This window comes from Streptomyces sp. NPDC107546 (assembly GCF_055639175.1).
Window position 1 is genome coordinate 30,724 of the sequence record NZ_JBVKBA010000017.1, and the last position, 25,104, is coordinate 55,827.

Here is a 25,104-nt window from a genome sequence, read left to right on the forward strand (position 1 = left end):
GCCTAGGAGCTGCGTTTCCCATGTCCACCACGCACCCCCAGACCCCGCTGCGCTGGTACGGCGACGGCTTGCCCAGTACGGACCCGGCCGGCGTCTACCAGGTCCTCGCCGACCTGGAGAACCCCTGCTTCGTCGTCGGCACCCCGCAGGGCCCCGGCGCCGTCTCCGGCGGCACCGCCGCCCCCACCGGCCAGGGACCGCACCTCCTGGCCGCCGCCGCCCCGCTGCCCCCGCACCGGCTCGGCTCCTCCGCCTTCACCGCCGCCCACGGCGTGCTCCAGCCCTACATGGCCGGGGCCATGGCGGGCGGCATCGCCTCCGCCGACATGGTGATCGCGCTGGCCCGGGAGGGCTTCCTGGCCTCCTTCGGCGCGGCCGGCCTGCTGCCCGAGATGATCGAGCAGGCGCTGCTGCGGTTCGCCGCCGAGATCCCCGGGCTGCCGTACGCGGTCAATCTGATCCACAGTCCCAGCGAGGACCGGCTGGAGCGCGAGGCGGTGGAGCTGTTCCTGCGTCACGGCGTGCGCTGCGTCGAGGCGTCCGCCTACATGGACCTCACCCCACACGTGGTGCGTTACCGGCTGGCCGGGCTGCGGCGGGACGAGGACGGGCGGATCGTGGCGGGCAACCGGCTGATCGCCAAGATCTCCCGCCCGGAGACCGCCGAGCGCTTCATGCGTCCCGCTCCCGCCGCCACCGTCAGCGCCCTGCTGGAGCAGGGACTGATCACCGCTGAGCAGGCCGCGCTCGCCCACCACCTACCGCTGGCCGACGACATCACCGTGGAGGCCGACTCCGGCGGCCACACCGACCGCCGCCCGCTGCCCGCCCTGCTTCCGGCCATCCTGCGGCTGCGCGACCACGTGCAGCGCGAGCACCGCTACCCGGTGCCGATCCGGGTCGGCGCGGCCGGCGGCCTCGGCACACCGGTCGCGGTCGCTGCGGCCTTCGCCATGGGCGCGGCCTATGTGGTCACCGGCTCGGTCAACCAGTCCTGCCTGGAGTCCGGGGCCTCTCCGGCCGCCAAGGCGATGCTCGCCGAGGCCGGCATCGCGGACTGCGAGATGGCCCCGGCCGCCGACATGTTCGAGATGGGCGTCGACCTCCAGGTGCTCAAGAAGGGCACGCTCTTCCCGATGCGCGCCCGCCGCCTCTACCAGCTCTACCAGGCGTACGACGGCCTGGAGGCGCTGCCCCCCGCCGAGCGCGCCCGGCTGGAGCAGCAGATCTTCCGCCGCCCGCTTCAGGACGTCTGGCAGGACTGCGTCACCTACTTCGAGCGCCGCGACCCGGATCAGCTCACCCGCGCCGCGGGCAACCCCAAGCGCCGGATGGCCCTGGTCTTCCGCTGGTACCTGGGCATGGCCTCGCGGTGGACGGTGACGGGCGAGCAGGACCGGGCGCAGGACTACCAGATCTGGTGCGGACCGGCCATGGGCTCCTTCAACGACTGGGTCACCGGGAGCTACCTGAAGAACCCCAGCAACCGGCGGGTCGCCGATGTCGCCCACCACCTGATGCGCGGCGCCGCCTTCCACACCCGCCTCGCCCAGCTGCGCCTGGCGGGCGTGCACATCCCGGCCGGCGCCTCCGACTACCGCCCCGTCCCCCTGGAGACCCCCGCCGGCATCGTACCGACGGCAGGTGCCAGGTGAGCGCCGGCCTGACCCCGGAGGCGCTGGAGCAACTGCTCGGCGACCCGGGCGACCCCGCCAACCCGTACGGCTACGCCGCCGCCGTCGCCCGCGACGAGGCGGACGCCTTCCCCGAGCAGCTCTGCCAGATGCTGCGCGACGTGGGCTTCCACCTCAACTACCTGCCGAAGCAGTGGGGCGGCGCCTTCGAGTCCTTCGACCGCAGCCTCACGCTGGTCCGCGCGGCGGCCCGCCGGGACGTCACGATCATGCCCGGCACCATGTTCAGCATCATCGCCGCCACCTGCCTGCAACTGCACGGCACCGCGGAGCAGCAGGAGCGGGTGGCGCGCATCCTGCGGGACGGCGGCGCCGTCGCCTTCGCGCTCACCGAGGCAGACCACGGCAGCGACCTGCTTGCCGGAGAAGTGCGGCTCGACGCGGACGGGCTGCTGCACGGCGAGAAGTGGCTGGTCGGCAACGGCCTGCGGTGCGAGGCGATCTACGTTGTGGCCCGCACCGGCGAACGCGGGCCCGGCGCCTTCACCTCCTTCCTGCTCGATCTGACCGACGAGAACATCGATCCCGACGATCTGACCCGGCTGCCGGCGCCGCGGACCGGCGGCATGCGCGGCATCGACCTCGCCGCCCTGCGCTTCGACGCCCTCCCGGTGCCGTGGGACGCCCAGGTCGGCAAGGAGGGCGAGGGCCTGGAGGCCGCCATCCGGGCCCAGCAGGCGGTGCGGTTGATGAGCATGGCGGGTTCGCTCGGCATCGCGGACACCGCCCTCCGGCTCACACTCGACTTCGCCGCCGAGCGCCGCTTCCGCCGTACAGTGCTGTCCGCAACGCCGTACGCGGCACGGGAGTTGTCGATCGCGTCCGCCGCGCTGCTGGCGGCGGACGCGGTGGCGCTCTCCGCCGCCCGCGGTGTGCACGTGGCGCCGGAAGCGTTCAGCGTCTGGGGCCTGGCCGCGAAGCACCTGGTCGCCGAGGCTGCCGAAGACCTGTTGCGCCGCTGCGGCACCGTGCTGGCGACCCGCTCGGTGCTGCGTGAGCAAGCCCCCGGGGACGGGGTGTTCCAGAAGCTGCAGCGCGACTCGGCCGTCGTCCGCGTGATCGACGCCAGCCCGTACGCCAACCTGCGCGCCTACTGCGGCCAGCTGCCGACCCTGCTCGCCACCACCGAGACGCCTGCGCCGGAGACCCTGCGCCGCGTCTTCACCCTGGACGCCGAGCTGCCGCCCTACGAGCCCGCCCGCCTCGACCTGATCGCGCGGGGCGTGGACCCGGTGCTGGGCGGGCTGCCGACCGTGGCCGCGTCCGTCCGCGCGGCCCTGGACCACGACACGTCAGACCTCGTCGCCCGCCTGTCCGTGGCCGCCGCCGGCCTCGCCGCGCAGGCCGAGGCCGCGCGCCGGCCCGGCGCCGACCCCAACGCCCTCGCCGACCTCGCCGAGCGCTACGCCTGGCTGCACGGGGCCGCCGGCTGCCTCCACCTGTGGTGGGCCAACCGCGAACGCCCGCTCTATGGCGCCGAGCCCGGGGCCACCGGCTGGCTGCGCGCCGCTCTCGCCTACCTGCTGGCGCGTGCCGAGGGCACCGATCCCCGGTGGTGCGGCCCGCACCTGCTGCCCGCCCTCGACACCCTCGCCGCCCTGCGCGAGCAGGGCCTGCTCTTCACCGCCACCCCCGTCCGCCTCGCCGCGCCCCTCCAGGAGGCCGCTGATGCCCAAGGCTGATCTGACCGCACTGGCCGCCCGGCTGGAGGAGTTCCTCGGCTGCCTGCACGATCCGGGCGGCCGGATGCCGTACGCCCGGATCACGGAGCTGGACGAGCGGGAGCCCCACCCGCACGAGTTCCTCACGTTGCTGCGCGGCTGGGCTGTACCGGAGTCCGTCCTCGTCGGCGAGCAGTCCGCCACCCCCCGTCCGCCTCGCCGCGACGCCTCCGGAGGCCGCTGATGCCCAGGGCTGATCTGACCGCACTGGCCGCCCGGCTGGAGGAGTTCCTCGGCTGCCCGCACGATCCTGCCGCCCGGATGCCCTACTCGCGGATCATGGAGCTGGACGAGCGGGAATCCTACCCGCACGAGTTCGTCCAGATGTTGCGCGGCTGGGGGGTGCCGGAGTACGCGCTGCCCGGTGAGCAGGGCGGCCGCGCGGGCGACGTGGAAGCCGAGTTCAACCTGGTCCGGCTGGTCGCCCGGCGCGACCCGGCCACCGCCACCGCGCTGATCATCACGAACCTGGCCTTCATGCCGGTGTGGATCGCCGGCACCGACGAGCAGAAGCGCCGGATCGTCGAGGCCGTCAAGCACGGCCACCGGCTCTCCTGGGGCCTGTCCGAACGCGCCTACGGCAGCGACCTGCTGGCCAACGCCATGACCGCGACCCGGGTGGCCGGCGGCTACCTGCTCACCGGCGAGAAGTGGCTGATCGGAAACGCCACGTGGTCGGACGGCATGGTGGTCTTCGCCCGCACCAGCGAGCGCGGCGGCACCGGTGGCTTCTCCGTCTTCGTGCTGGACAAGCGCACCGCCCCGGTCGGCAGCGTCCAGGAGCTGCCCGGCGAGCGGCTGCACGGCCTGCGCGCCATGGACATCAGCGGCCTGCGGGTGGAGGGCGTCTTCGTGCCGGAGGAGGCCCGGCTCGGCGCCGAGGGCCAGGGCCTGGAGACCGCCCTCAAGGCCACCCAGACCGCCCGCGCCCAGATCAGCAGCATCGCGCTCTCCGCGGTGGACACCGGTCTGCGGCTCACCCTGGACTTCACCGAGGGCCGGATCATCCTCGGCCAGGCCGTCAGCGACATCCCGTACAGCCGCCGCCAGCTCACCGAGGTCTTCGCCGACCTGCTGGTGGCCGACGCGGTCAGCCTCGGCGCGGTGCGCGGGCTGCAGGTGACGCCGCAACAGGTCAGCGTCTCCTCCTCGGTGGTGAAGTACTTCGTGCCGACCCTGCTGGAACGCACCATGTCCCAGCTGGCCGTGGTGCTCGGCGCCCGCTTCTTCCTGCGTGGCCACCCCCACTACGGCGTGTTCCAGAAGATGCTCCGCGACCTGCTGGTGGCCAACTTCGCCGACGGCAACACGGTCGTCAACCTGCGCAACCTCGGCCACCAGCTGCAGCCCCTCCTCACCACGGCCCTCAGCGGGGACGAGCAGTTGCGTTCCGAGGCGGTGCGCAACGCCGCCGTGCTGTACGGCATCGAGCAGTCCATGCCGCCCTACCAGCCCTGGCTGCAGGAGCTGTTCGGCCGCGGCCGGGACGACACCGTGCTCGCCGCGCCGGACGGTATCGCCCGACTGCGCGCCCTCGCCGAGGAGGCCAAGGAGGACGACCGGCGCGACTGGCTGCGCCGCGCCGCCGACACCGCCGAGGAACTGCTCGGCCACACCGCCTCGCTGGCCGAGCGCTGCGAGCGGCTGCGCGCCGAGCTGGGCCGTGCCTACGGTCAGTCCGCCGAACTCTTCGATCTGGCCAAGGAGTACTGCCTCGTGCACGCCGCCGCCGCGTGTGTGCTGACCTTCGTCCACTCGCACGAGGCCCTGGAGGAGCCGCTGCCCAACGGCGCCGTGCTGTTGCTCCAGCTGGAGCGGCTGCGTCGGCACCTGCGGCCGCACGAGGCCGTCACCGACCAGGCCGTGGTGGACGAGGTGATGCGGGTGCTGCGGCACTTCCACCGTGAAGACCGGCTCTTCTCGCACTGGCAGTTCCCGCTCGCCGCACGCGCCGTCGACCAGGACGCCGTCCGCTACTGACTCCCAAGGAGGACACCGGCGTGAGCCCCGTCCCGCGGACGCCGCCCGTTTCACCCCCGGACCCGTCACCTGGTAACCCCGCCGCCTTCCTGGACACCGCTCTTCGCGGGAGGACGCCGGCGATGAGCGCTGACCCGGCAGTCCTCTGGCTGTTGCCCGAGCGGGTGGTGGAGAGCTTCGCCGCCGCGCTCGGCGGCCCGCGGCTGCTCACCGAGGAGGAACGGGCCCGCCTGGAGCGCCTGCGCGGCGAGGGGGCGCGCCGCCGCTTCCTGGGGGCCCGGCTGCTGGCCCGCTACGCGCTCAGCGCGCGCAGTGGACGGCCGCCGCACGCCTGGCGCTTCCGCCCCGGCCTCTGGGGCCGGCCCGAGCCCGAACCGGACCACGAGGGGCTGCGGTTCAACCTCTCGCACACCGAGGGACTGATCGCCTGTGTGGTCACGTGCGGCCGCGGCTGCGGGGTGGACGTCGAGTGCGCCCCCGCCTCGTCGGACGCGGTCACCCACCTCATCCCGCACCTGGCCGACGCGGAGCGTGCCGAACTGGCCGCCCTGCCGCCGGCTGCCCGCGCCGACCGGCTCAGCGAGATATGGGTGCTCAAGGAGGCGTACCTCAAAGCCCTCGGCACCGGGATCACCCGGGACATGGCCGGCTTCACGTTCGCCGCCCCGCCCGCCGGGCCGATCACCGTGCACGACCCCCACAGGCCACCCTGGGCGGGCGACGCCTGGTGGTTCGAGCTCCTCCGCCCCGCCCCCGGGCACGTGCTTGCCGTCGCCGTCGAGCACGGTCGCGCGGGCGACCTGCGCCGCATCGACCTCGCCGACCCAGGCGAGTTGCCCACCGCCTGACCCGCCGTCCGCTTCACTGAGAGGACCATCATGGCACCCGACCACACCCCCCGCGTCGCCGTCATCGGCGCGGGCGTGTCCGGCATCTCCGCCGCCTACCATCTGCGCGACCGCGCCCGGATCACCCTCTTCGAACGCGAGGACCGGCTCGGCGGGCACGCCAACACGGTCGAGATCGAGGAGGCCGGCCGCGTCCTCGGCATCGACACCGCCTTCGTCGTCTTCAACCGCCCCGCATACCCCAACCTCTACGCCTTCTTCGACGAGTTGGGCGTGGAGGCGGTGGAGCACCTCGGCGGCTTCAACTTCTTCGATTTGGACACCGGACTGCAGTACGGCACCGACGAACTCGACCTCGGCGAGGAAGAGGTGACGACCCGCTACGCCGGCTCCCCGGAGTTCCTCACCATCTGGCGGGAGGCCCGCCGCTTCCACACCGAGGGCCGCCGCGACTTCCTGCGCCGCCGCACCGACATCCCGCTCGGCGAGTACCTGGACCGCGGCGGCTACAGCCAGGAGTTCCGGCACTCCTACGTCATCCTGCTCTGCTCGGCCGTCTGGTCGGTCCCCGCCGAGCTGATCTGGGAGATCCCCGCCTCCACCGTCATCGCCTTCTACATGGGCCACGACGAAGGAGGCCTGGGCGGGCGCCGCGTGGACTGGCGCACGGTGGGCGGCGGCTCCATTTCCTACGTGCGCAAGGCCATCGCCGCCATCGGCCCCGAGGTGCGCACCGGCGAGCCGGTCACCGGTGTCCGCCAGGAACCGGACGGCGTCACGGTGACCACGGCCGACGGCAGCGAGCGCTTCGACTACGCCGTCATCGGTGCGCACGCGGACGAGGCGCTGTCCATGCTGGAGAACCCCACCGAGCGGCAACGGACCGTCCTGGGCACCGTGCGCTACAACTCCTCCGACGTGGTGCTGCACACCGACGACTCGGTGATGCCCGCCGACCGCGAGCGCTGGGAGGCGTGGAACTACGGCAAGGTCTCGACGGACGGCCAGGCCCACACCTACGTCGCGTACTACATGAACAAGCTGCACGGCTTCACCGCCGAGCAGGACTACTTCGTCACCCTCGACTACCCGCGCGAGGTGCGCCCCGAGACGGTGATCGCCCGCTTCCCCTACACCCACCCGATCATCGACAACCCGGTGCGCGAACTGCAGAAGGACATCTACGCCGTCAACGAGGGCACCCGGGTCAAGCTCTGCGGCTCCTACTTCCACTCCCGCAGGCTCGGCTGGGACCAGATCGGCTCGCACGAGGCCGGTTTCTCCTCCGGCGCCGAGGCGGCCCGCCGCCTGCTGGAGGAACTCGACGGCCCGGGCGCCTGAGCCTCACTCCTTGTGGCGCTGCGCCGACTCGTCTTCCTGGGCGAGCCTGCGCAGCGCCATCAGGGCGGGCTCCAGCAAAGTGGTGAGGACGACGGCGCGCTCGGCCAGCTCCAAGGGGTCCGTCACCCCGTCCAGTTGGTCGAGATCCAGGCGGGCGGTCTCCTCGGCCAGCCGGGCGTAGGGGAGCAGGGCATGCCAGTCGAGAGCCATCCCGAACTGCTGCAGGCTGGCCAGAGTCCCGGCCAGCACGCCGCGGGCGGGGGCGTCCTTGTGTACCTGCCAGCCCAGCTCGTGGATCAGCGCGTCCACCGCGGCCAGCTGCTCGGACTCCTCGGTGGGCTCGTCCGAGAGCCGGATCGCGCCGAGGGCCAGGCCGAGCACGAGGTGCGGGGAGGACTGTTCCTCGGAGAGGGCTCCCAGCACCTGCCGGGTGGCCTCCACGGAGAGCCCGCGCATCCCGATCAGCGCCCGGATCAGACGCAGCCGGCGCAGATGCTGCTCGTCGTACTCGGCCTGGGTCGCCGAGGTGAGGCGGCCGGCGGGCAGCAGCTCCTCGCGGATGTAGAACTTGATCGTGGGCACGGAGACCCCACTCTTCCGGCTGAGTTCCGAGATTCGCATCGGGCTCGCTTCCTTCTGGCCATTCGATAGCTCTACTGTCTATCATCGATAGTGGCACTGTCCAATGTGGCCGCGGGCGGCGTCCGCAGATGGCCCCTCCCAGGAAGACACAGTCATGCCCACACTTCCCTGGACCACCCCGAACGCGCCGCGGCCCGGCCTCGCCACCGCGCTGGTCATGGCCTCCCGCCTGGAGGTGCGTTCGCTGAAAGACGTGCCGCGGTTCTTCCTCCGCTCCCTCGTGGCCTGGAAGCAGGTCCGCGGGGCCCAGGGGGCCCTCGGCGCCTCGCTCATCGCGGATCCGCTGCGCCGTACCTTCTGGACCCTCTCCGCCTGGGAGAGCCGCGAGCAGCTCTACGCCTACGCCAAGACCGAACCGCACAACTCGATCATGAAGGGGCTGCGGCCCACCATGCGCCACTCGGTCTTCACTTTCTGGGAGGTCCCGGTCGGGGAGCTGCCGATCGCCTGGAGCGACGCCAAGCGCCGCCTTGCCGAGCAGCAGGCCGCGGAGTCCCGTTCCTGAACAGCCGTCACAGACTGTCCATCCCGTTCGCCTCCCCTGAGCGAACCCGCCGAGGAGAGACCCTCCATGACCAAGCCCGATACCCGGTCGGTGCCGCTATGGCTGTCGATCGTGGCCTCCAGCGTCCCGATGTTCATGGTCGCGCTGGACAACCTGGTCGTCTCGACCGCGCTGCACACCCTGGCCGTGAAGCTCAATGCCTCCACGCAGGACCTGCAGTGGTTCGTCAACGCGTACGTGCTCAGCTTCGCCTGCCTGCTGCTCACCGCGGCCGCGCTCGGTGACCGCTTCGGCCGCCGCCGGGTCTTCGTACTCGGCATCACCCTCTTCACCCTCGCCTCCGTCGCCTGCGGGCTCGCGACCACCAGCGGTGAGCTGATCGCCGCCCGCGCCGTGCAGGGCATCGGCGCCTCCGCCGTCATGCCGCTCTCGCTCACCCTGCTCTCCGAGGCCGTCCCGGCCCGCAAACGCGGTCTGGCGCTGGGCCTGTGGTCCGGCATCAGCGGCCTGGCCGTGGCCATGGGCCCGGTGGTCGGCGGCGCGGTGGTGGACGGCCTGGACTGGCAGTGGATCTTCTGGGTCAACGTGCCGGTGGGCATCGTGGCCGTCCCGCTGATCCGCTTCGTACTGCAAGAGAGTCGTCTGGAGGACGTCGGCCTGGACCTGCTGGGCATGCTGCTGGCCGCGGCCGCGCTGTTCGCCGCGGTCTGGGGCATCGTGCACGGCTCCACCGACGGCTGGACATCCGGCACCGTGCTCGGCGCGTTCGCCGCCGGCGCCGTGCTGCTCGCCCTCTTCCTGCTCTGGGAGCGCCGCACCGCCCAGCCGATGCTGCCACTCTCCTTCTACCGGGTGCGCGCCTTCACCCTCACCAACGTCGTCTCGGCCGGCATGTACTTCGGCGTCTTCGGCTCGCTCTTCCTGCTCGCCCAGTACCTGCAGATCGCCCCGCCGCGCACCCCCTTCGAGGCCGGAGTGCGGACCCTGGCCTGGACCCTGATGCCGATGTTCGTCGCCCCCGTCGCGGGCGTGCTGACCAACAAGGTCGGCGGCGGACGGCTGATGGCCCTCGGGCTCTTCCTGCAGGGCGCGGGCCTGGCCTGGATCAACGTGGTCGCCGGCACTGACACCTCCTACGCGACCCTGGTCGCTCCCATGGTGGTCTCCGGCATCGGCATGGGCTTCGTCTTCGCGCCCACCGCGGCCGTGGTGCTCGGCTCGGTCAGCCAGGAGCACGCGGGCAAGGCATCCGGCGCCAACACCACCGTCCGCGAGGTGGGCGGCGCGCTCGGCATCGCCGTGCTGAGCACCGTCTTCGCCGACCACGGCAGCACCGCGTCGGCCACCTCCTTCGTCGACGGCATGCACCCGGCCGTGTGGGTGGGCGTCGGTGTGGTGCTCGCCGGCGCGCTGTGCGCACTGGGCATCCCGCGTCGGCCGCAGGCCGCCGACGCCCCGGCCGCCGAGACCGAGGCGGCCGCCACCGACGCGGACCGCACCGCAGCAGCCACGGCCTGACCGTCCACCCCCCCCCGACCGGCGCGGGTGCCCGAACCCCCGCGGGCACCCGCGCCACCCGTGCCAGGAGGAACGATGGAACCCTCACTCGAAGGCTGGGACATCGCCCGCGTCGACGGCAACGACGAACTCCCGTGGATCCCCTGGGGCACCCAGGGCAAGGCGCGGGCCAGGATCGCCGCCCGCGCGGACGGCTACCATGTGGCCATCGTCGAGGCCGAGCCGGGCTACCAGACGGACCCACACGTGCACGAGCACACCGAGTTCCTGTACGTCATCGAGGGCACGCTCAGCAACCAGGGCCGCACCATGACCACCGGTGACGTCTTCGCCGCCGCTGCAGGCTCCGCGCACACCCACTTCATTGCCGAAACACCCCTCAGGTACGTGTCGATCTTCAAAATCGAGAGCAGCGAAGAGAAAAGCTGACGCCGTGCATTCGGCACAATCGACGCCCCGCCGCAGGCCCGTGCGGATTCCCGGGGACTGTACGGTCACTGGTCTGACTCCCGAGGAAACCGTATCTGCTTGCCGCGTTCCTCCCGCCAGACCGAAACGGCAGATATCTGCGGCAGCCAATTCGTCGTGACCAGTCTCAAGTCGTGGGTGTCGTCACCATCACAGAACCGAGGATTCCCATGCATGTCGAATCGTCGTCCGACGGAGCCCACAAGGCCTTCTTCCGCGTCCTGGGACCGTTGCGGATCTGTTTCGGGAGCAGGGAGGTTCCCCTCCCCGAAAGCCGCCAACTCACTGTCCTTGCCGTGCTGTTGATGGAGGTCAACAAGGTGGTGCCACTCGGCAGGCTTGTCGACGCGGTGTGGGGCGACACGCCGCCGGTCACCGCGGACAAACAGATACAGACCTGTGTGTGGCGGGTACGCAAGGCATTGGTCAATGCCGGGGCGAGCGCTGATCTCCTCGAGACCGTCCGCGGCGGCTATCTGCTGCGTCTGCCCGACGGGTCTTTGGACACCCAGCTGTTCGAGGAACTCAGTGGGCGCGGTCGGGTCCGGGCCGAGGCCGGTGATCCGAAAGGCGCCGTCGAGGACTACCGTGCGGCTCTGGCGCTTTTCCGCGGAGAACCGTTGGCCGGACTGGCGAGCCGGGCGCTCGAGCCGGTCGCGGCGTACTGGGCGGAGCGCCGGCTCGCTTTGCTGGAGGCGTGCTTCGACGTGGAACTCGCCCTCGGCCGCCACCGGGAACTGGTCGGAGAGCTGAGCCTGCTGGTCGACGAGCACCCGTTGCGCGAACAGCTCCGCTGGCACCTGATGACGGCGCTGTACCTGTCCGACCGCCGGGCCGACGCCCTCGCGGTCTATCACGCGGGCCGGGCCGCACTGATCAGCCATGTCGGCCTAGACCCGTGCGCCCGCCTCCAGGAGCTGCACCAGCGGATCATCACAGGTCACCCGGTCTTCCCGACCGAGGCCGTCTCCCGCCCGGGGCCCGCCCGGCGGGGCGTTTCCCGAGCGGTCGGCTGACGGCAGTCACGGGGAGGGATGTGCACAAGGGGGCACAGGCCGGTACCCCGACAGCCGCACAGCACGTGCGTGCGTCTCACCGGGCACCGGCCACTGCCGCCTCCTCGGCCTGTACGAGCTCGTCGGCGAGCGTCTCCAGCGCATGCCGGAGCACATCGATGGCGATCGCGTATTCGACAAGGTCGATGTGCTCCCGGTCGGTATGGTCGAGGCTGGAGTCGCCCGGGCCGTAGACGGCCATCGGCACCTTCCAGCGCGGCTCCACGATGTTGAGGTCGGCCGTGCCCGTCTTGAGCTTCAGCGTGGGACGCGCGCCGTGAGCGCGTATCCCGGAGCAGAGGGCACGCACCGCGGCGCCGCGGGTGTCGACGCGCACGGGCGGGGTCCGGTCATCGATCGTCAGTACACCGTCTCCGGCGGCATCGGCCAGGAACCGCTCGAACTCCTCCAGGTCGAATCCCGGGGGAGTGCGGCAGGCGACGGTCATCCGGGCCTGTTCGATCGTGCCGCCCATGTCCACCAGCGTCGGGATGGGCCGGTCGAAGGCGCGGCTTCCCGTCGCGTGGGCGTCGCAGTAGCCGACCACCTTGTTCCAGAAGGCGATGGCCGCCTCGGTGGCCTTCTCGTCGGGGCTGGCCGTGTGCACGGCGGGGCGGCACACGTCGTACCGCACCACGACCCGCCCCTTGTAGCCGATACCGACGCCGGACCACCCGTTGGGTTCCCCGACGAAGGCGGCGTCGGGCCGGTGCCCCTGGAGGAGGTGCGTCGCACCCCGTCCGAAGGTCTCCTCCTCGACCACTCCTGCGACCACCAGGTGCACGGGGCCGACCTGGGCGGCCGCGGCCGCGCAGATCATGGTGGCCAGCGGTCCCTTGGCGTCCACCGTGCCACGCCCGTGCAGGACGGTGCCTTCCTGCCGCACCTCCAGCCGGCTCGGCACGGTGTCCATATGGCCGATCATCATGATCGTCGGGCCGGAGGCCGGGCCGCGCCCGGCGATGACGTTGCCGACCTCGTCGATGTGCGTCTCGAAGCCCCAGTTCCGCAGCTCTCCCGCGAGGAAGGCGGCCAGCTCCGCCTCTCCGCCCGACGGCGAGGGAATCTCGACCATTTGTCGCAGCAGTGACTCGGCGCGTGTGCTCATCGGGTTCTACCTTTCAAGGCGGGTTCGAACTGGTCGTTCGCAAGCCGGGCCGTCGAGGAGCCAGTCCGGCTGCGAACCCGGATCCGACTCTCGTGACGGATGACGGACAGTGCCGTGGCTGACGTCCCGTCACACACGCGGTCTGCCATCAGGGTTGGGAAGTGCCTTGACGAATGTCGTGCCGGCTCCCGCCCGTGCGGCGAGCACCGGGGAGTCCAGCCGGCCGTCGGCGAGGACGACGTGAGGTACCCCGGCCACGAAGGCCTCACCGGCGCTTTGCAGCTTCACCTTCATGCGCCCTCCCGCGCCGTCCAGGTAGCGGGACAACTCCTCGCAGGGCACCTCGGTCACCAGGCTCGTAGGATCCGCGGGGTCGCGCAGCAGCCCGGGAACGTTGGAGAGGATGATCAACCAGTCGGCTGCCAGGGCGAGCGAGAGCCGGGCGGCGAACCGGTCGGCGTCGACGTTGAGCATGCCGAGGGCCGGATCCAGCGCGGGAGGCGACACCACGGGGACGTAGCCGCCGCCCAGCAGGGTCAGCACGAGATCCGGATCGACCTCGTGGATCCGCCCGGAGAAGTCGTCCCGGACGACCCGCTCGACACCGTCGACCACAGCTCTGGCCGGCGGCGTCCGGCGGGCGATGACCAGGGATCCGTCGATCCCTGACAGGCCGACAGGGCGTAGTCCGGCCCGGGTCAGCCCCGTGACCAGCACCGGTTTGACGCGGCCGAGCATCGCCATGGCGAGCGCGTCGATCGCGGGCGCGTCGGTGTAGCGGCTGTGCCGGCCATTGGATGCGGTCATGGTGCGGGTGGGCCGGTTGAGTTCGGCGGCGAGCCGGTCGGCTTCGGCGCCACCGCCGTGCACGACCACCACCTCGCTGCCCTGCCCGACGAGGTGGGCGATGTCGGCGCATGCACGGGCCATCTCCGCGCCGAGCGATCCACCCACCTTGATCACGAAGCGCTCAGGCCGGGTGGAGCCCGGCGAACCGCAGTCCCGCGGTCTCGTCGTGGCCAGAGGCGATGTTGAAGCACTGGACGGCATTGCCGGCACCTCCTTTCACCAGGTTGTCCATGGCCGACACGACGATCAGGTGGTCTCCCTCCGAGTTGAGGGACAGGCCGATGTCGCAGTAATTGGTGCCGCTGAGGATCTTCGGCTCCGGCATCCGGCGCAGAGCGGACCGCTCCCTGACCAGCCGTACGAAGGGCTCGTCCTGGTAGGCCGTACGGTAGAGCGCCCACAGCTCGCGCTCGGTGACCCTCCGCGCCGGAGTGATGTGGCAGGCCGCCTGGATGCCGCGCACGGCCTCGATGCCGGTCACCGTCATGTGCACCCGCACTCCGCATGCCTGCTCGATCTCCGCGGTGTGTCTGTGACCGTGCGGCTTGGCCATGCGCAGGGCGCCGCTGCGCTCGGGGTGGTGGCTGGCCTCATCGGGGGTCCTGCCGCCGCCGCTGGAGCCGGTACGGGCGTCGACCAGGACCGCGCCCGCGATCAGTCCCGCCGTGGCGAGCGGGTGCAGGGCCAGGATCGCGGCGTTGGCCATGCAGCCCGGCACCGCGATGTGACTCGCCCCGCGCAGCTGCTCCCGGTTCAGTTCGGGGATCCCCGGCCGGAAACGGGAGAGCCAGGACTCATCCGGCGTGGCACCGGAGTAGTAGCGTTCCCGTCGGCCGGGGTCGTGGAGCCGGAAGTCGGCGCTCAGGTCCACCACCAGCGGAGCGAGCGCGGACCATGTGCCGATGCTCTTCGTCGATGCTCCGTGCGGCGTCGCCAGGAAGACGACGTCGGATTCCGACAGGTCTTCCTCGGCCACGAAGGACAAGTCGCTCTGATCACGCAGGTTCGGGTGCGCGGCGCTGAGGGGACGTCCGCGGTGGTGTGTCGAGGTGGCCTGGCTCAGCTCCAGGTGCGGATGCTGAAGCAGCAGCCTGACGAGTTCGCCGCCGATGTATCCGCCGGCGCCGATCACCGAGGCCTTCACCGCGCCACCACCTCCAGGACATGGCTGACCATGAGATCGGCGATGTCCAGCCCGGTGGCCGAGGCGAGTCCGTGGAACTCCATGGTGTGGTTGACCTCGGTGACCAGCACCTCGCCGGTGGCGCGTTCGATCAGGTCCACCGCGAGCATGCCGCCACCGACCGCCTCCGCGGCCCGTAGCGCGAGCTTGGCCAGGTCCGGCGTCACCTCGCACGGCTCCGTGGTGGCGCCGCGCGCCGTGTTGGTGATCCAGTGTCCCGACCTGCGGTAGACGGCCGCGACCACCTGGTCGCCGAGCACGATGGCCCGTATGTCGCGGCCCGGCTTGTCGATGAGTTCCTGGACGTAGAACACCGAGTGCACCGGTGAACGCATCGCCTGCTTGTGCTCGACGAGCGTCTCGGCCGCGTCCCGGTCGTTGACCTTCGACAGCAGCCGCCCCCACGACCCGACGGCGGGCTTGACCACCGCCGGGTACCCGATCTCCTCGATGGCCTGAAGCGCCGCGTCGGGGGTCACCGCCACGACCGTCCGCGGGGTCGGCAACCCGGCGCGTATCAGGGCCAGCGACGTGAGGATCTTGTCGCCGCAGACCTCGATGACGCTGCTCGGGTTGAGTACCTGATGGCCTGTCGACTCCAACAGGTGCGCGGCGTAGAGGCTCCGCGTGTGGGACATGATCCGGTTCAGTACGCCCCGGTACCGCACCGGCGACGGCGATGTGAGGTCGCTGACCAGGGTGCGGTCGTCGACGGAGGCGTACGGGATGCCGCGCCGCTCGAGGGCGGCGAAGATCAGCCGCTCCTCCAGGCGGACGCGGGTGGTCAGGACGGCCAGCAGGCCGTCCTGCGACGCACTCGTGTTCACCCGTTACTCCCCGAAGTCTTCCTCGATCTCCGGGGCGAGCGCGAACTCGGCCGGGTCGAGGGAGATGAGCTCCAACTCGACCTTGCACGTCGGGCACACGACGATCGACGTCACGTGCATGTCCGGCGCCGTCGGTACGATCTCGGCGCATTCCGGGCAGGTGCTCGCCGTGGCGGTGGTCATGACGCACTCTCCTTTGGGATGTGACTGTTGTTGTGAACGGTTGTTGTGCAGGAACGGCCGCTCACCACGGCCGTGGCGGCGGCGATGACGTGGTGCGGGCTGACGCCGCCGGCGATGAGCTGGGCGCGGTGGCTGCCCGGCCGGCAAGAGAAGGCGTCGCTCACCCCGACCCGCAGTACCCGGGTCGGCTCGTGTTCGGCGACGGCCTCGGCGACCGCGCCGCCCAGCCCGCCGAGCAGCGCGTGGTCCTCGACGGTCACGATGCCGGCGGTGCTGCTCGCCGCCCTCACCACCGCCGCGACGTCAAGGGGCTTGATGGTGTGCATGTTCAGCACTGCGGCTTCGATGCCTTGCTCGGCGAGCTGTTCGGCCGCCTCCAGCGCGAACAGGACGGGGTGGGAACCGGCCGCGATGATCGTCACGTCACTTCCGGTGCGCAGCTCAACCGCCTCGCCGACGGTGAACCCGGAGTCGCCGTGGTAGACCGGGTCGGTCGGGCCGCGGCCGAGCCGGATGTACACCGGGCCGGGCAGGTACGCCGCCGCGTTGACCATCCGCACCGTCTCGGCGGCGTCCGCAGGCGTCATCACCGTCATGTTGGGCAGCGACCGCATCACCGCGAGGTCCTGCTGGGCGTGGTGGGTCGGGCCGAGGTGGCCTGCGGACAAGCCGGAATGCGTGGCGACGATGCGTACCGGCAGCCTGTGGTAGGCGATATCGATCTTGACTTGTTCCAGGGCCCGGGCCGAGGCGAACGCGGCCATCGTGTTGACGAAGGGCAGGATGCCGGTGCTGGCGAGCGCGGCTGAGACGGACATCAGGTTGGCCTCGGCAATACCGAGGTCCACGTACTGCTGCGGCAGTACGGCCTCGAACTGCTTCTCCAGCCCGCCCATGTCCGAATCGAGGCACCAGATCCGGCTGTCCGCTCGCGCCAGTTCGAGCAGTGTGGCGCGGTAGGCGGCCCGGTCGGAGCCGTCCTGCCGGTCCTCGACGGCCCGCCGCGCCGTACCGTGCGCGCTCAACGGGCCACTCATGTCGCGGCTCGCAGGGCGGCGAGTGCCCGCTCGTGGGCTGCCTCACCGAGCTTGGCGAAGTGGCTCTGCTTGCGGTGCTCAAGATGGCGCACGCCGCGTCCCTTGACCGTGTCGGCGATCAGTACGGTCGGGCGCCCCGGAACCGGGGCGGACCGCAGCGCCGGTACCAGTTCGGCGAAGTCGTGGCCGTTCACCTCGACCACCTGCCAGCCGAAGGCCCGCCACTTGTCGGCGAGGGGCTCCAGCCGCATCCGGTCCTCGGTCGGACCACTGATCTGCAGACGGTTGCGGTCCACCATGGCGGTGAGGTTGTCCAGCTCCAGGTGTGCGGCCGCCATGGCCGCCTCCCAGACCGACCCCTCCTGCAGCTCGCCATCGCCCATCAGGGTGAAGACCCGGTTGGGGCGTCCGGCCCGGCGGGCGGCCAGAGCCAGTCCGGTGGCCAGCGACAGTCCGTGGCCCAGCGATCCGGTCGCGAACTCCACGCCGGGCACCGCGGGTGTGGGGTGTGCCATCAGCCGCCCGGTGGCGCACCCGTAGGTGTCCAGCTCCGAGGTGGCCAGGAACCCCCGCTCGGCGAGCGTCGCGTACAGCGCGGCACTGGCATGCCCCTTGCTGAGCACGAAGTGGTCGCGCCCCGGCCAGCCCGGGTCGTCCGGCCGCACCCGCAGGACCCCGAAATAGAGCGCCACGAGGATGTCGGTCGCCGACAGGGACCCGCCCACGTGCGTGCCGATCGCCCCGGCCCCGATCCTGAGCACGTGCTCCCGGACCGCCATCGCCCGGCACCGCAGGTCGTCCCGGTCCGTATCCTCGTCCGTGGCCGCGTCGGCGATCCGGACGCTCACGCCGGCACACCGGCCTGCTGCCGGTACCCCTTGACGGCGGCCCACGGCGGCTCGTAGTCGAGGGCGCGGGCGAAGCGCGCGATGACGCCGAGGTTCTCCCAGACCCGTTCGAAGGCGGTCGCGTACTCGTCCAGGGCAGGACCGGCGTCGGGGTTCAGGTGCATGCGCCGCAGGCAGAGGGAGTCCTCGATGACCTCGCAGGTCACCGGGTAGTCGGCCAGGTCGTAGCGCTGCGGATTGGTCCCCGGAAGCGACCACGGGTAGCCGTTGCCATAGGCGTTCTGCTCCTGGAACACCGGCTGACCGGGCAGCGGAATGATCTGGTAGTGCGTCAGCGGAACACCTTCCGCGAGCAGCGCCCGGCGCAGCGCCTGGCGGAAACGGCCCGGCGTGACCCCGTCCAGGCCGGCCGCCTGCGGGTCGAAGCGGAAGCGCAGCATGTGCCACATGTGGGTGCGGTCGGTCGGGACGGGCGGGACGACGATGCCCGGCAGCGCCGCAAGCCGCGACAGAAAGACGGGGATGTTCTGGTCGCGGCGGACCTGGTAGTCCCAGAACCTGGCGAGCTGGGCCCTGGTGAAGGCGGCCAGTACCGAGCTGAGCTTGAGGTTCGAGCCGCGGGTGGCGGACACGTACAGCCGTTCCTCCGTGCTGAGGTCCTCGCCGAGGATACGCAGGCTGCGGCAGCGCTCGGCCACGTTCTCGTCGTCCGTGACGATCAGCCCACCCTCGCCACAGGTCGGGATGCTCTTCTCGACGTTGAGGCTGAAGACCGAGGCGGCGCCCATGGAGCCCGCGGTCTCACCGCGGTACTTCCCGCCCTGCGCCTGTACGGCGTCCTCGATCACCAGCAGGTCGTACTTGCGGGCCATGCCCCGGATCTCGTCCATGTCGGCGGGCAGACCGCCGAGGTGGACCGGGATGATCGCCCGGGTGCGGTTGGTGATCTTCGCTTCGATCTGCTTCACGTCGATGTTGAACGTGACCGGGTCGATGTCCACGAAGACGGGAATCGCCAACTGGTACAGCGGCGCCATGGCGGTCGCCACATAGCTGAGCGCCGGGACGATCACCTCGTCGCCGGGCTGGAGGCCCAGGGCGGTCAGCGCCAGCTCCAGCGCCACCGTGCCGCTGTTGACGGCGACCGCGTAACGGGTGTCGCAGAACTCGGCCCATTCCCTCTCGAGTCCGCTGATCTCCTGTTCGTCCTTCGCGCCGACCGTGAACTTGCGGCTGTCAAGGACCCGCAGGACGGCGTCCCTGTCCGCCTGCGTCACCACCGGCCACTCCAGCCGCCGGTGTTCCGGACGCACCACGGGCTTGCTGCCGAACATCGCCAGCTGCGCCTTCATGTCTCTCCCTTGTGAGCCAAACAGGCCTCGCCTGTTCCGTATCGCCGGGATACGTGAAGAGCCGCCCACGATGCCGTGGACCCCGGCCCTGCGGCGGACGCTACGGCTCGCCGCTCTTGTCGCGTTCTCACGGCGATATCCGGCCATCCGATTTCCCGGGCGAGTGCTCCCGGGCACGGCGGTGCCACCGAGTGACGAAAGACCCGGGCGGCGCGAGACGGGATCAGCGTGAGACCACCGCGAGAGACGCCGTCCCTACCGTGTCCCAGTCTCGACCCGATGGCTCAAGCGGGAGGTGTGCTGGGTGGATACCACACAAGCCGGCCAGCGCGTGGTGACCGCGTCCGACTGGCGGCTGTCCGACGAGGTGCCGCAGCGGGTGGTCGCCAGTTGCCTGTACGACTCCGCGAACTGGCTGCGCGCCTGGGAGAGGATCGGCATCGAGAAGCGCGCGCGGCATGCCTACGTCCATACCGACCCGGCGCACCCTGACGGCGCGTCGGTTCTCCCGCTCTACGCCGTGCGCGAGTCCCCCTTCTGGGACGGATACGAGCGGCAGGTCGGCCTCGTGGGCCGGTTCGGCAACCCGGTGGTCTTCGCCGGCTCCCCGTACTCCATGTACGGCAAGCGCGGGCACGTGCCCGCTGCGCTGGTCCGGGGCGCGTACGCCACCGCGATGGAATGGATCGAGTCCGGACCGGCCGAGGTGCTCGTCGTGCCCAACCTCACCGAGGAGGGCGTGGCCGACTGGCTGGCGGTGGCCGGGCCTCCGGTCGGCCGCGTACTGCTCGAACGCACCTACAGCTGCGACCTCTCCGGCGACTTCGACGACCACATGTACCGCGTCACCAACAAGATCAGGCGGGATGTGCAGAGGCGGCTGCGCCGGGCCGACGAGCGCGGCCTGCGGGTCCGGATGATCGAGGGGCCTAAGGCGCACAGGCTGGTGCCGGCCGCGTTCCCGCTGACCGTCGACACCAGCGACAAGAACGACTGGCCGGCCCTGTTCGACGAGGACGCGCTGCACGGCATGCTGCGGGTGCCCGGCGCCATGATGGTCGCCGCCGAGGTGGACGACCGGCTGGTCGGGGCCTTCTTCGCCTTCCGGCGCGGGTCGGAAGTCACCTTCATGTGCGGCGGTGTCGACTACGCCACGCTCCACGACCTGAGCACCTACGTGGCGCTCATGTACCGCAGCACCGAGTGGGCGTACGGGCACGGCATGCGGCGCATCGAGTGGGGCCGCGACAACTACCGGTTCAAGGAGCGACACGCCCTGACCGGCACCGACCTGTGGGCCTTGGTCTACGCCCCCGAGCGCCGCCCGGACCTGGAACCGGCGCTCGCCCACATGCACCAGGTACTGTCCGCCTACATCACGGGAGACTGAGATGGGACCAGGCCGGCGCCCTGCCGCACTGCTCCTGGCAGCCGTCGTCAGCGTCAACGCGTCGTACACGGTGATGATCCCGTTCGTGCCGGACCTGGAGCACCGGGTCGGGGCCGGGCCGGTCGTCGTCGCGCTGACCTTCGCACTGTTCGCTGCGGCCAAGGCGCTCGCCCAGCCGGTCGGCGGATGGTGGGTCGACAAGTGGCGGGCTGACCGCGTCGCCATGCTGTCCATGCTCACCGCCGCGGTCGGCATCCTCCTCACGGCCCTGGCCCGGGACAGTTTCACCCTGCTGGGCGCCCGGGTGTGCTGGGGGATCGGCGAGGGACTGGTGTCGCCGGCTCTCTACGCCGGCATGACGGCGCTGTGCCGGCAGCACGGAATCCCCACCAGCAGGATGATGGGGAACTTCGGGTCGGCAGCGGTGGCCGGGTTCCTCCTCGGGCCGCTGGTCGCCGGACTGGCCGTACCTGCCGGCTTGACGGCGCTCTTCGTCGCGGGCGCCGCGGTGACCGCAGCGACGGCTCTCGGACTCGTACTGGCCATTCCCGGGCCGGAGCCTGAGGGAGCCGGGGAAGAACCGGATTCCGTCCCCGCCTCGGACGCCTCCGCGGCGGGGCCCGCACCGGCCCGGTGGTGGGTGTGGGCGCTCCTGCTCGGCGGGCTGGACATGTTCACCTTCCTGGTGTACTCCGCGCTCGAACCGGTCCTGCCGGTCTACCTCAGTACCGGAGCGCACACGTTGGCACGAACGGCGATCTCGGCGGTCTTCGTCGCCGGACTGGCCGTCTCGGGCCTGACGATGTGGCTGCTGGGCCGGTACACGCCGCCACTGTGGAACCTGGCGGCGATCGGACTGGGTCTCACAGCCGTCGGCCTGTGCGCCATGGCTGCCAGTGCCCACTTCGTGGCCGTCGGCGGAAGCTTCATGGTCTACATGTTCGGTTATGCGACGCTCTTCCTTGCCGCCCGGCGCGGGATTGTCGAGCTGAAGGCCGCCACGGCGAACGACGGCAAGGCCTTCGGCCTGTTCGGCCTGGTCTCGGACATCGGCAACGTCCTCGGCCCCGTCATCGGCATCGCCCTCTACGAGGTGACCGACCGACTGCCGTTCCTCCTGCTGGGCGCCGTCAGCGGCCTGGTGCTGCTGGCCCTCGCCACTGTGGGCCGGCGCCGGGGCACGCTGCCCGGCAGCGCTCCCGCGGAGCGCGACACGGCGGCGCCGCGGGCGGCGGGAGCAGCACAAGACGCCGGCAATCCGGCGGTGATACCGGCCGCGGCCACAGCGGAGCCGGACGGCTGACGACGTCCGTACTCGCTGGACGACAACCATCGACGCCACGGCAGATCAGCCACCACCTCAGCGAGGTCTCCCGTGCCGGCGCTGTGCCTGCAGGCAAAGTCGCCCGTGCTGACCGGGAGTTGTTCACCAGCCGAAACCTCATCACAGTGTCCTACGAATAGGGGAACCGATGTCCAACACCACCGGTGCCGTGCCGGATGCAGCCCGCCGACGGAGACGACGGCACGTCATAGCGATACAGGCGCTGGCAGCCGCGCTCCTGGTCGTTGCCGCCGCAGTCGTGTATTCCCGGGGCGCATCGGCCGCGTCGACCTCGGCGTCGACGACGGATCAGCCGTTGTCGACGGCCCAGCAGCAGGCGGGCATGACCTCCGGACAGCCTTTCTCCGACCCGCCGGTCCTCGACACCGTCACAAGCCCGAACATGACGATCACCCTGAACGCGCACGACACGCGCTTCGAGGTGGCCGGCAAGCAGGTGTGGGGCCAGTCCTACAACGGCTCGTTCATCGCCCCCACCCTGCACTTCGTGCCAGGTGAACACGCCACGATCACCCTGGTCAACAACCTTTCGGTTGCGACCAATCTGCACTTCCACGGCCTGCACGTCTCGCCGTCGAACGACTCGGACGACTCTTTCCTGTGCATTGCCCCGGGTACCACGTTCCGCTACCACCTGAACCTGCCCGCCGACCATCCGGTCGGCACGTACTGGTATCACAGCCATGCCATGGGCACGACCTGCCCCTCGGACGGTTCCGGCATGGCGGGGATGGACATGTCTCCCTCGCCCGGCGCCGGCTTCTCTCCCGGGGACGTGGAGAACCAGATCTTCGCAGGCCTCTCGGGTGCCCTGGTCGTCGGCGACGACCGGGCCCTGCTGCCACCCGCCCTGCAGGGCATCACCACGCACACCGTGAACCTGAAGGACGTTCAGGTCGACAAGACGGGTCACATCGTCCAGAACACCGACACCACGTCGATCGACTCCAACGCCCCGACGGTACGGCTGGTCAACGGGCAGTTGCTGCCCGTGCTCATCATCAAGCCCGGTGAGACCCAGCTGTGGCGCCTGGCCAACGTCGGCGCTGACATCTGGTACCACCTCCAACTCGACGGCTACCGGTTCACCATGATCGGTCAGGACGGCGTTCCGGCCTCGAAGGTGACCACGTCCGACACCCTGCTGCTGCCCCCCGGCAAGCGCTACGACGTGCTGGTCACCGCGGGCAACCAGTCCGGCCGGACAACCCTGCGCACCCTCGCGTTCGGCAACGGTCCGGACGGTGACAGCTACCCCGACACCCCGCTGTTCACGGTCAACGTCGCCGGTCCCGCACAGGCCCAGCTGCCGCCCGTCTCCGGCACGCTGCCCTCCTCGCTTCCCGACCTGTCCGACGCCCCCATCGCGCAGAACCGCGGCGTGACCCTCAGCGGGGACGACTCGGAAGGCTTCCTCATCAACGGCCGGCAGTTCCGTATGGACTCCTCGGTCTTCAGCACCCCCGCGAAGGTGAACACCGTCGAGGAGTGGACCGTTACCAACGAGGCCGGTGAGGACCACCCCTTCCACATGCACACCAACTCCTTCCAGGTCATGTCGATCAACGGCGTGCCCCAGCCCTACACCGGCCGTCAGGACACCATCCCGGTGCCCCACGAGGTCAACGGCGTGCCCGGCAAGGTGGTCATCCGCGTCCCGTTCTCCGACTTCACCGGCAAGGTCATGTTCCACTGCCACATCGCGGCCCATGAGGACAACGGCATGATGAGCTACATCAACGTCGTCGACTGAGTTCACCGCGCTGACCTGCACAGGAACACCGCCAGGTGATCAACCGGCGGAGGGAGGAAGAGGCGGCGACCCTCCGCCTCTTCCTCGGTCGAGAAGTACTCCCACCGCTCACCACGTTCGTGCGAGGACGGCGTCCCTGTGACGTCGTGTCGATGTGATCGCGACACGGCAGCGCGACGCTCGACGTGTCGAACGGGTCACAAGCACGCGGGACTCCGTCCCGAACCCCGCACCGCCAGGAGGCATGGATGGTTGTCGAAACCACCTACGGACTGACCACGGCACTGGTGACGGCCGATGAGGCCCTGCATACCAACTGGGCGTCCCGGCGGAGTGAGTTCGACGTGGTTCGCGTCGTCGACCCCGACCCGCGCTGCCGACCGCAACTGCGGCGGGCCGGGTTCGCCGTCCATCCGGCCTGGGTCACCTGGATCGCTCCGGCCGGCCCCTCCGAGGAGGCCTTTCTCGACGGGCTCTCCGGAAAGGAGCGCCGGAGCGTCCGGGCCGGCATGCGTTACGTGGCCGAACAGGGCATCCGTATGAAGGCGGTCGTGCCACTGGATCCGGACACCTACGACGCCTTCCTGCAACTGTACGAACGCCAGATCAGCACCATGCGCCACGGTGTGCCCTTCGCGCGCCACGACCGTGACGACGTCCTCGCGCACGCCGACGAGTACTTCGCCGTGCAGGCCCTCGCGGACGGCACGCTCGTCGGCTGCTGCGTGTGCCGCGTTCGCGAGGACGTGTCCACGGTGGTGATCCGCTTCGCCGCCACGGCTCCGGACAGCCGGCAGCACCGCGTCGTCCGAGCCATGTACGTGCAGGCGTTCCAGGTCGCCCGTGAGTTGGGCTGCCGGGACATCTCACTGGGCACCGACCCGGCACTGTACGGCCACATCGCCAAGCCGGGCCTGTTCAGCTTCAAGACGGCACTGCGCTTCACTCCGATCCCGGCACGCTTCTTCGGGACGATGGACGATCCCGACGAGGCCACCCGAGTCCTCCGCCTGGACGCGCTGAGCGAACCCTCCCTGCTGCTGCGCTACCACCTGCCCGCTGATGACGGCTCAGGGCTGATCGCCGAAGGGACCCCGCTCGGGCTCGATGTGCTGATCAACGAGCCGAGCCCCGACCTCGTGCCGTACCAGGCGCCGTTCGTCCAGGACGTCGATGTGCGACTGGCCGGGTGATACGGCATCCCGGCCGGCACCTTCGCGAGGCGTTCCTGCGGGCCTTTCGACGGACCTCGCAGCCGGAATCTTCCTTGCGCGACCACGACCGTATCGCCGGTGGTCATCAGTCTCCCTGGGGTCGGGTTCCCAGGACCGTCGTAAGGCCGTCAGGATCGCTGACCTGGATCGACAGCCAGCCGTCTTCGTGCACGTGGATGTCAAGTGGTCGGCGCGGGGCGCGAGGGTGACCACCTGCTGGGCGGTGCCACCGATGGTCGCCGT

At 70.7% G+C, this 25,104-nt stretch carries 23 protein-coding genes; 14 read left to right on the forward strand and 9 right to left on the reverse strand.

Going from position 1 to position 25,104, the window contains the following annotated elements; translation table 11 throughout:
- Window positions 1-20: 20 nt before the first annotated feature.
- The 6 genes from ACZ7L1_RS24105 (at window position 21) to ACZ7L1_RS24130 (ending at window position 7,584) form a co-directional block, all read left to right on the forward strand.
- Window positions 21-1,655: a PfaD family polyunsaturated fatty acid/polyketide biosynthesis protein gene (locus ACZ7L1_RS24105; protein WP_471440021.1), complete on the forward strand. Its 1,635-nt coding sequence runs from the start codon at window positions 21-23 to the stop codon at window positions 1,653-1,655.
- Window positions 1,652-3,376: an acyl-CoA dehydrogenase family protein gene (locus ACZ7L1_RS24110; RefSeq protein WP_471440023.1), complete on the forward strand. Its 1,725-nt coding sequence runs from the start codon at window positions 1,652-1,654 to the stop codon at window positions 3,374-3,376. Before ACZ7L1_RS24105 ends, ACZ7L1_RS24110 begins: the two co-directional genes overlap by 4 nt.
- The gene (locus ACZ7L1_RS24115) at window positions 3,363-3,599 is read left to right on the forward strand and encodes a hypothetical protein (RefSeq protein ID WP_471440025.1); all 237 of its coding nucleotides are present in this window, start codon (window positions 3,363-3,365) and stop codon (window positions 3,597-3,599) included. The genes ACZ7L1_RS24110 and ACZ7L1_RS24115 overlap by 14 nt, the downstream gene beginning before the upstream one ends.
- Window positions 3,599-5,395 (forward strand): acyl-CoA dehydrogenase family protein, encoded by a 1,797-nt coding sequence (locus tag ACZ7L1_RS24120; protein WP_471440026.1) that lies wholly within the window; start codon window positions 3,599-3,601, stop codon window positions 5,393-5,395. The genes ACZ7L1_RS24115 and ACZ7L1_RS24120 overlap by 1 nt, the downstream gene beginning before the upstream one ends.
- Before the next feature lie 122 nt (window positions 5,396-5,517).
- Window positions 5,518-6,243 carry a 4'-phosphopantetheinyl transferase family protein gene (locus ACZ7L1_RS24125; protein WP_471440028.1) on the forward strand — a complete coding sequence of 242 codons (726 nt, stop codon included), beginning with the start codon at window positions 5,518-5,520 and terminating at the stop codon, window positions 6,241-6,243.
- Window positions 6,244-6,273: 30 nt separating this feature from the next.
- Window positions 6,274-7,584: an NAD(P)/FAD-dependent oxidoreductase gene (locus ACZ7L1_RS24130; protein ID WP_471440030.1), complete on the forward strand. Its 1,311-nt coding sequence runs from the start codon at window positions 6,274-6,276 to the stop codon at window positions 7,582-7,584.
- Window positions 7,585-7,587: 3 nt separating this feature from the next.
- Here the strand turns inward: ACZ7L1_RS24130 and ACZ7L1_RS24135 are convergent, their stop codons facing one another.
- The gene (locus tag ACZ7L1_RS24135) at window positions 7,588-8,205 is read right to left on the reverse strand and encodes a MerR family transcriptional regulator (protein ID WP_471440031.1); all 618 of its coding nucleotides are present in this window, start codon (window positions 8,203-8,205) and stop codon (window positions 7,588-7,590) included.
- Between the two features lie 115 nt (window positions 8,206-8,320).
- Between ACZ7L1_RS24135 and ACZ7L1_RS24140 the strand changes: the two genes are divergently transcribed.
- The 4 genes from ACZ7L1_RS24140 to ACZ7L1_RS24155 all read left to right on the forward strand — a co-directional run bounded on the left by ACZ7L1_RS24140 (window position 8,321) and on the right by ACZ7L1_RS24155 (window position 11,733).
- Complete coding sequence (locus ACZ7L1_RS24140) at window positions 8,321-8,731, forward strand: DUF3291 domain-containing protein (protein ID WP_388989676.1); 411 nt, start codon at window positions 8,321-8,323, stop codon at window positions 8,729-8,731.
- 66 nt (window positions 8,732-8,797) lie between these two features.
- Window positions 8,798-10,249, forward strand: a complete 1,452-nt coding sequence (locus tag ACZ7L1_RS24145; RefSeq protein ID WP_471440033.1) for an MFS transporter — start codon at window positions 8,798-8,800, stop codon at window positions 10,247-10,249.
- Between the two features lie 75 nt (window positions 10,250-10,324).
- Window positions 10,325-10,678, forward strand: a complete 354-nt coding sequence (locus ACZ7L1_RS24150; protein ID WP_471440035.1) for a cupin domain-containing protein — start codon at window positions 10,325-10,327, stop codon at window positions 10,676-10,678.
- Between the two features lie 209 nt (window positions 10,679-10,887).
- Window positions 10,888-11,733: an AfsR/SARP family transcriptional regulator gene (locus ACZ7L1_RS24155; RefSeq protein WP_471440036.1), complete on the forward strand. Its 846-nt coding sequence runs from the start codon at window positions 10,888-10,890 to the stop codon at window positions 11,731-11,733.
- A 76-nt stretch (window positions 11,734-11,809) separates the two neighbouring features.
- Here the strand turns inward: ACZ7L1_RS24155 and ACZ7L1_RS24160 are convergent, their stop codons facing one another.
- From ACZ7L1_RS24160 to ACZ7L1_RS24195, 8 genes are all read right to left on the reverse strand, one after another.
- Window positions 11,810-12,880: a M20/M25/M40 family metallo-hydrolase gene (locus tag ACZ7L1_RS24160; protein WP_471440038.1), complete on the reverse strand. Its 1,071-nt coding sequence runs from the start codon at window positions 12,878-12,880 to the stop codon at window positions 11,810-11,812.
- A gap of 129 nt (window positions 12,881-13,009) precedes the next feature.
- Window positions 13,010-13,843 carry a [LysW]-aminoadipate kinase gene (locus tag ACZ7L1_RS24165; protein ID WP_471440039.1) on the reverse strand — a complete coding sequence of 278 codons (834 nt, stop codon included), beginning with the start codon at window positions 13,841-13,843 and terminating at the stop codon, window positions 13,010-13,012.
- Between the two features lie 7 nt (window positions 13,844-13,850).
- The gene (argC, locus tag ACZ7L1_RS24170) at window positions 13,851-14,873 is read right to left on the reverse strand and encodes an N-acetyl-gamma-glutamyl-phosphate reductase (RefSeq protein WP_471440041.1); all 1,023 of its coding nucleotides are present in this window, start codon (window positions 14,871-14,873) and stop codon (window positions 13,851-13,853) included.
- Window positions 14,870-15,739 carry a lysine biosynthesis protein LysX gene (gene lysX / locus ACZ7L1_RS24175; RefSeq protein ID WP_471440043.1) on the reverse strand — a complete coding sequence of 290 codons (870 nt, stop codon included), beginning with the start codon at window positions 15,737-15,739 and terminating at the stop codon, window positions 14,870-14,872. The genes argC and lysX overlap by 4 nt, the downstream gene beginning before the upstream one ends.
- A 3-nt stretch (window positions 15,740-15,742) precedes the next feature.
- Window positions 15,743-15,922: a hypothetical protein gene (locus tag ACZ7L1_RS24180; protein WP_055494957.1), complete on the reverse strand. Its 180-nt coding sequence runs from the start codon at window positions 15,920-15,922 to the stop codon at window positions 15,743-15,745.
- Window positions 15,919-16,947 (reverse strand): transketolase family protein, encoded by a 1,029-nt coding sequence (locus ACZ7L1_RS24185; RefSeq protein WP_471440045.1) that lies wholly within the window; start codon window positions 16,945-16,947, stop codon window positions 15,919-15,921. The genes ACZ7L1_RS24180 and ACZ7L1_RS24185 overlap by 4 nt, the downstream gene beginning before the upstream one ends.
- An 8-nt stretch (window positions 16,948-16,955) precedes the next feature.
- Window positions 16,956-17,807 carry a transketolase gene (locus tag ACZ7L1_RS24190; protein WP_471440046.1) on the reverse strand — a complete coding sequence of 284 codons (852 nt, stop codon included), beginning with the start codon at window positions 17,805-17,807 and terminating at the stop codon, window positions 16,956-16,958.
- A complete protein-coding gene (locus ACZ7L1_RS24195; protein WP_471440048.1) occupies window positions 17,804-19,159 on the reverse strand; it encodes a DegT/DnrJ/EryC1/StrS family aminotransferase in 1,356 nt (451 codons plus the stop codon). Before ACZ7L1_RS24195 ends, ACZ7L1_RS24190 begins: the two co-directional genes overlap by 4 nt.
- 304 nt (window positions 19,160-19,463) lie before the next feature.
- On the opposite strand from ACZ7L1_RS24195, the gene ACZ7L1_RS24200 reads away from it, so the two are divergent.
- The 4 genes from ACZ7L1_RS24200 to ACZ7L1_RS24215 all read left to right on the forward strand — a co-directional run bounded on the left by ACZ7L1_RS24200 (window position 19,464) and on the right by ACZ7L1_RS24215 (window position 24,840).
- A complete protein-coding gene (locus tag ACZ7L1_RS24200; protein ID WP_471440049.1) occupies window positions 19,464-20,549 on the forward strand; it encodes a GNAT family N-acetyltransferase in 1,086 nt (361 codons plus the stop codon).
- A 1-nt stretch (window position 20,550) separates the two neighbouring features.
- The gene (locus ACZ7L1_RS24205; RefSeq protein ID WP_471440050.1) at window positions 20,551-21,852 is read left to right on the forward strand and encodes an MFS transporter; all 1,302 of its coding nucleotides are present in this window, start codon (window positions 20,551-20,553) and stop codon (window positions 21,850-21,852) included.
- Between the two features lie 169 nt (window positions 21,853-22,021).
- Window positions 22,022-23,647, forward strand: a complete 1,626-nt coding sequence (locus tag ACZ7L1_RS24210; RefSeq protein ID WP_471440052.1) for a multicopper oxidase family protein — start codon at window positions 22,022-22,024, stop codon at window positions 23,645-23,647.
- A gap of 248 nt (window positions 23,648-23,895) precedes the next feature.
- On the forward strand, window positions 23,896-24,840 hold the full coding sequence (locus ACZ7L1_RS24215) for a GNAT family N-acetyltransferase (protein WP_471440054.1): 945 nt from the start codon (window positions 23,896-23,898) through the stop codon (window positions 24,838-24,840).
- Window positions 24,841-25,104 lie beyond the last annotated feature (264 nt).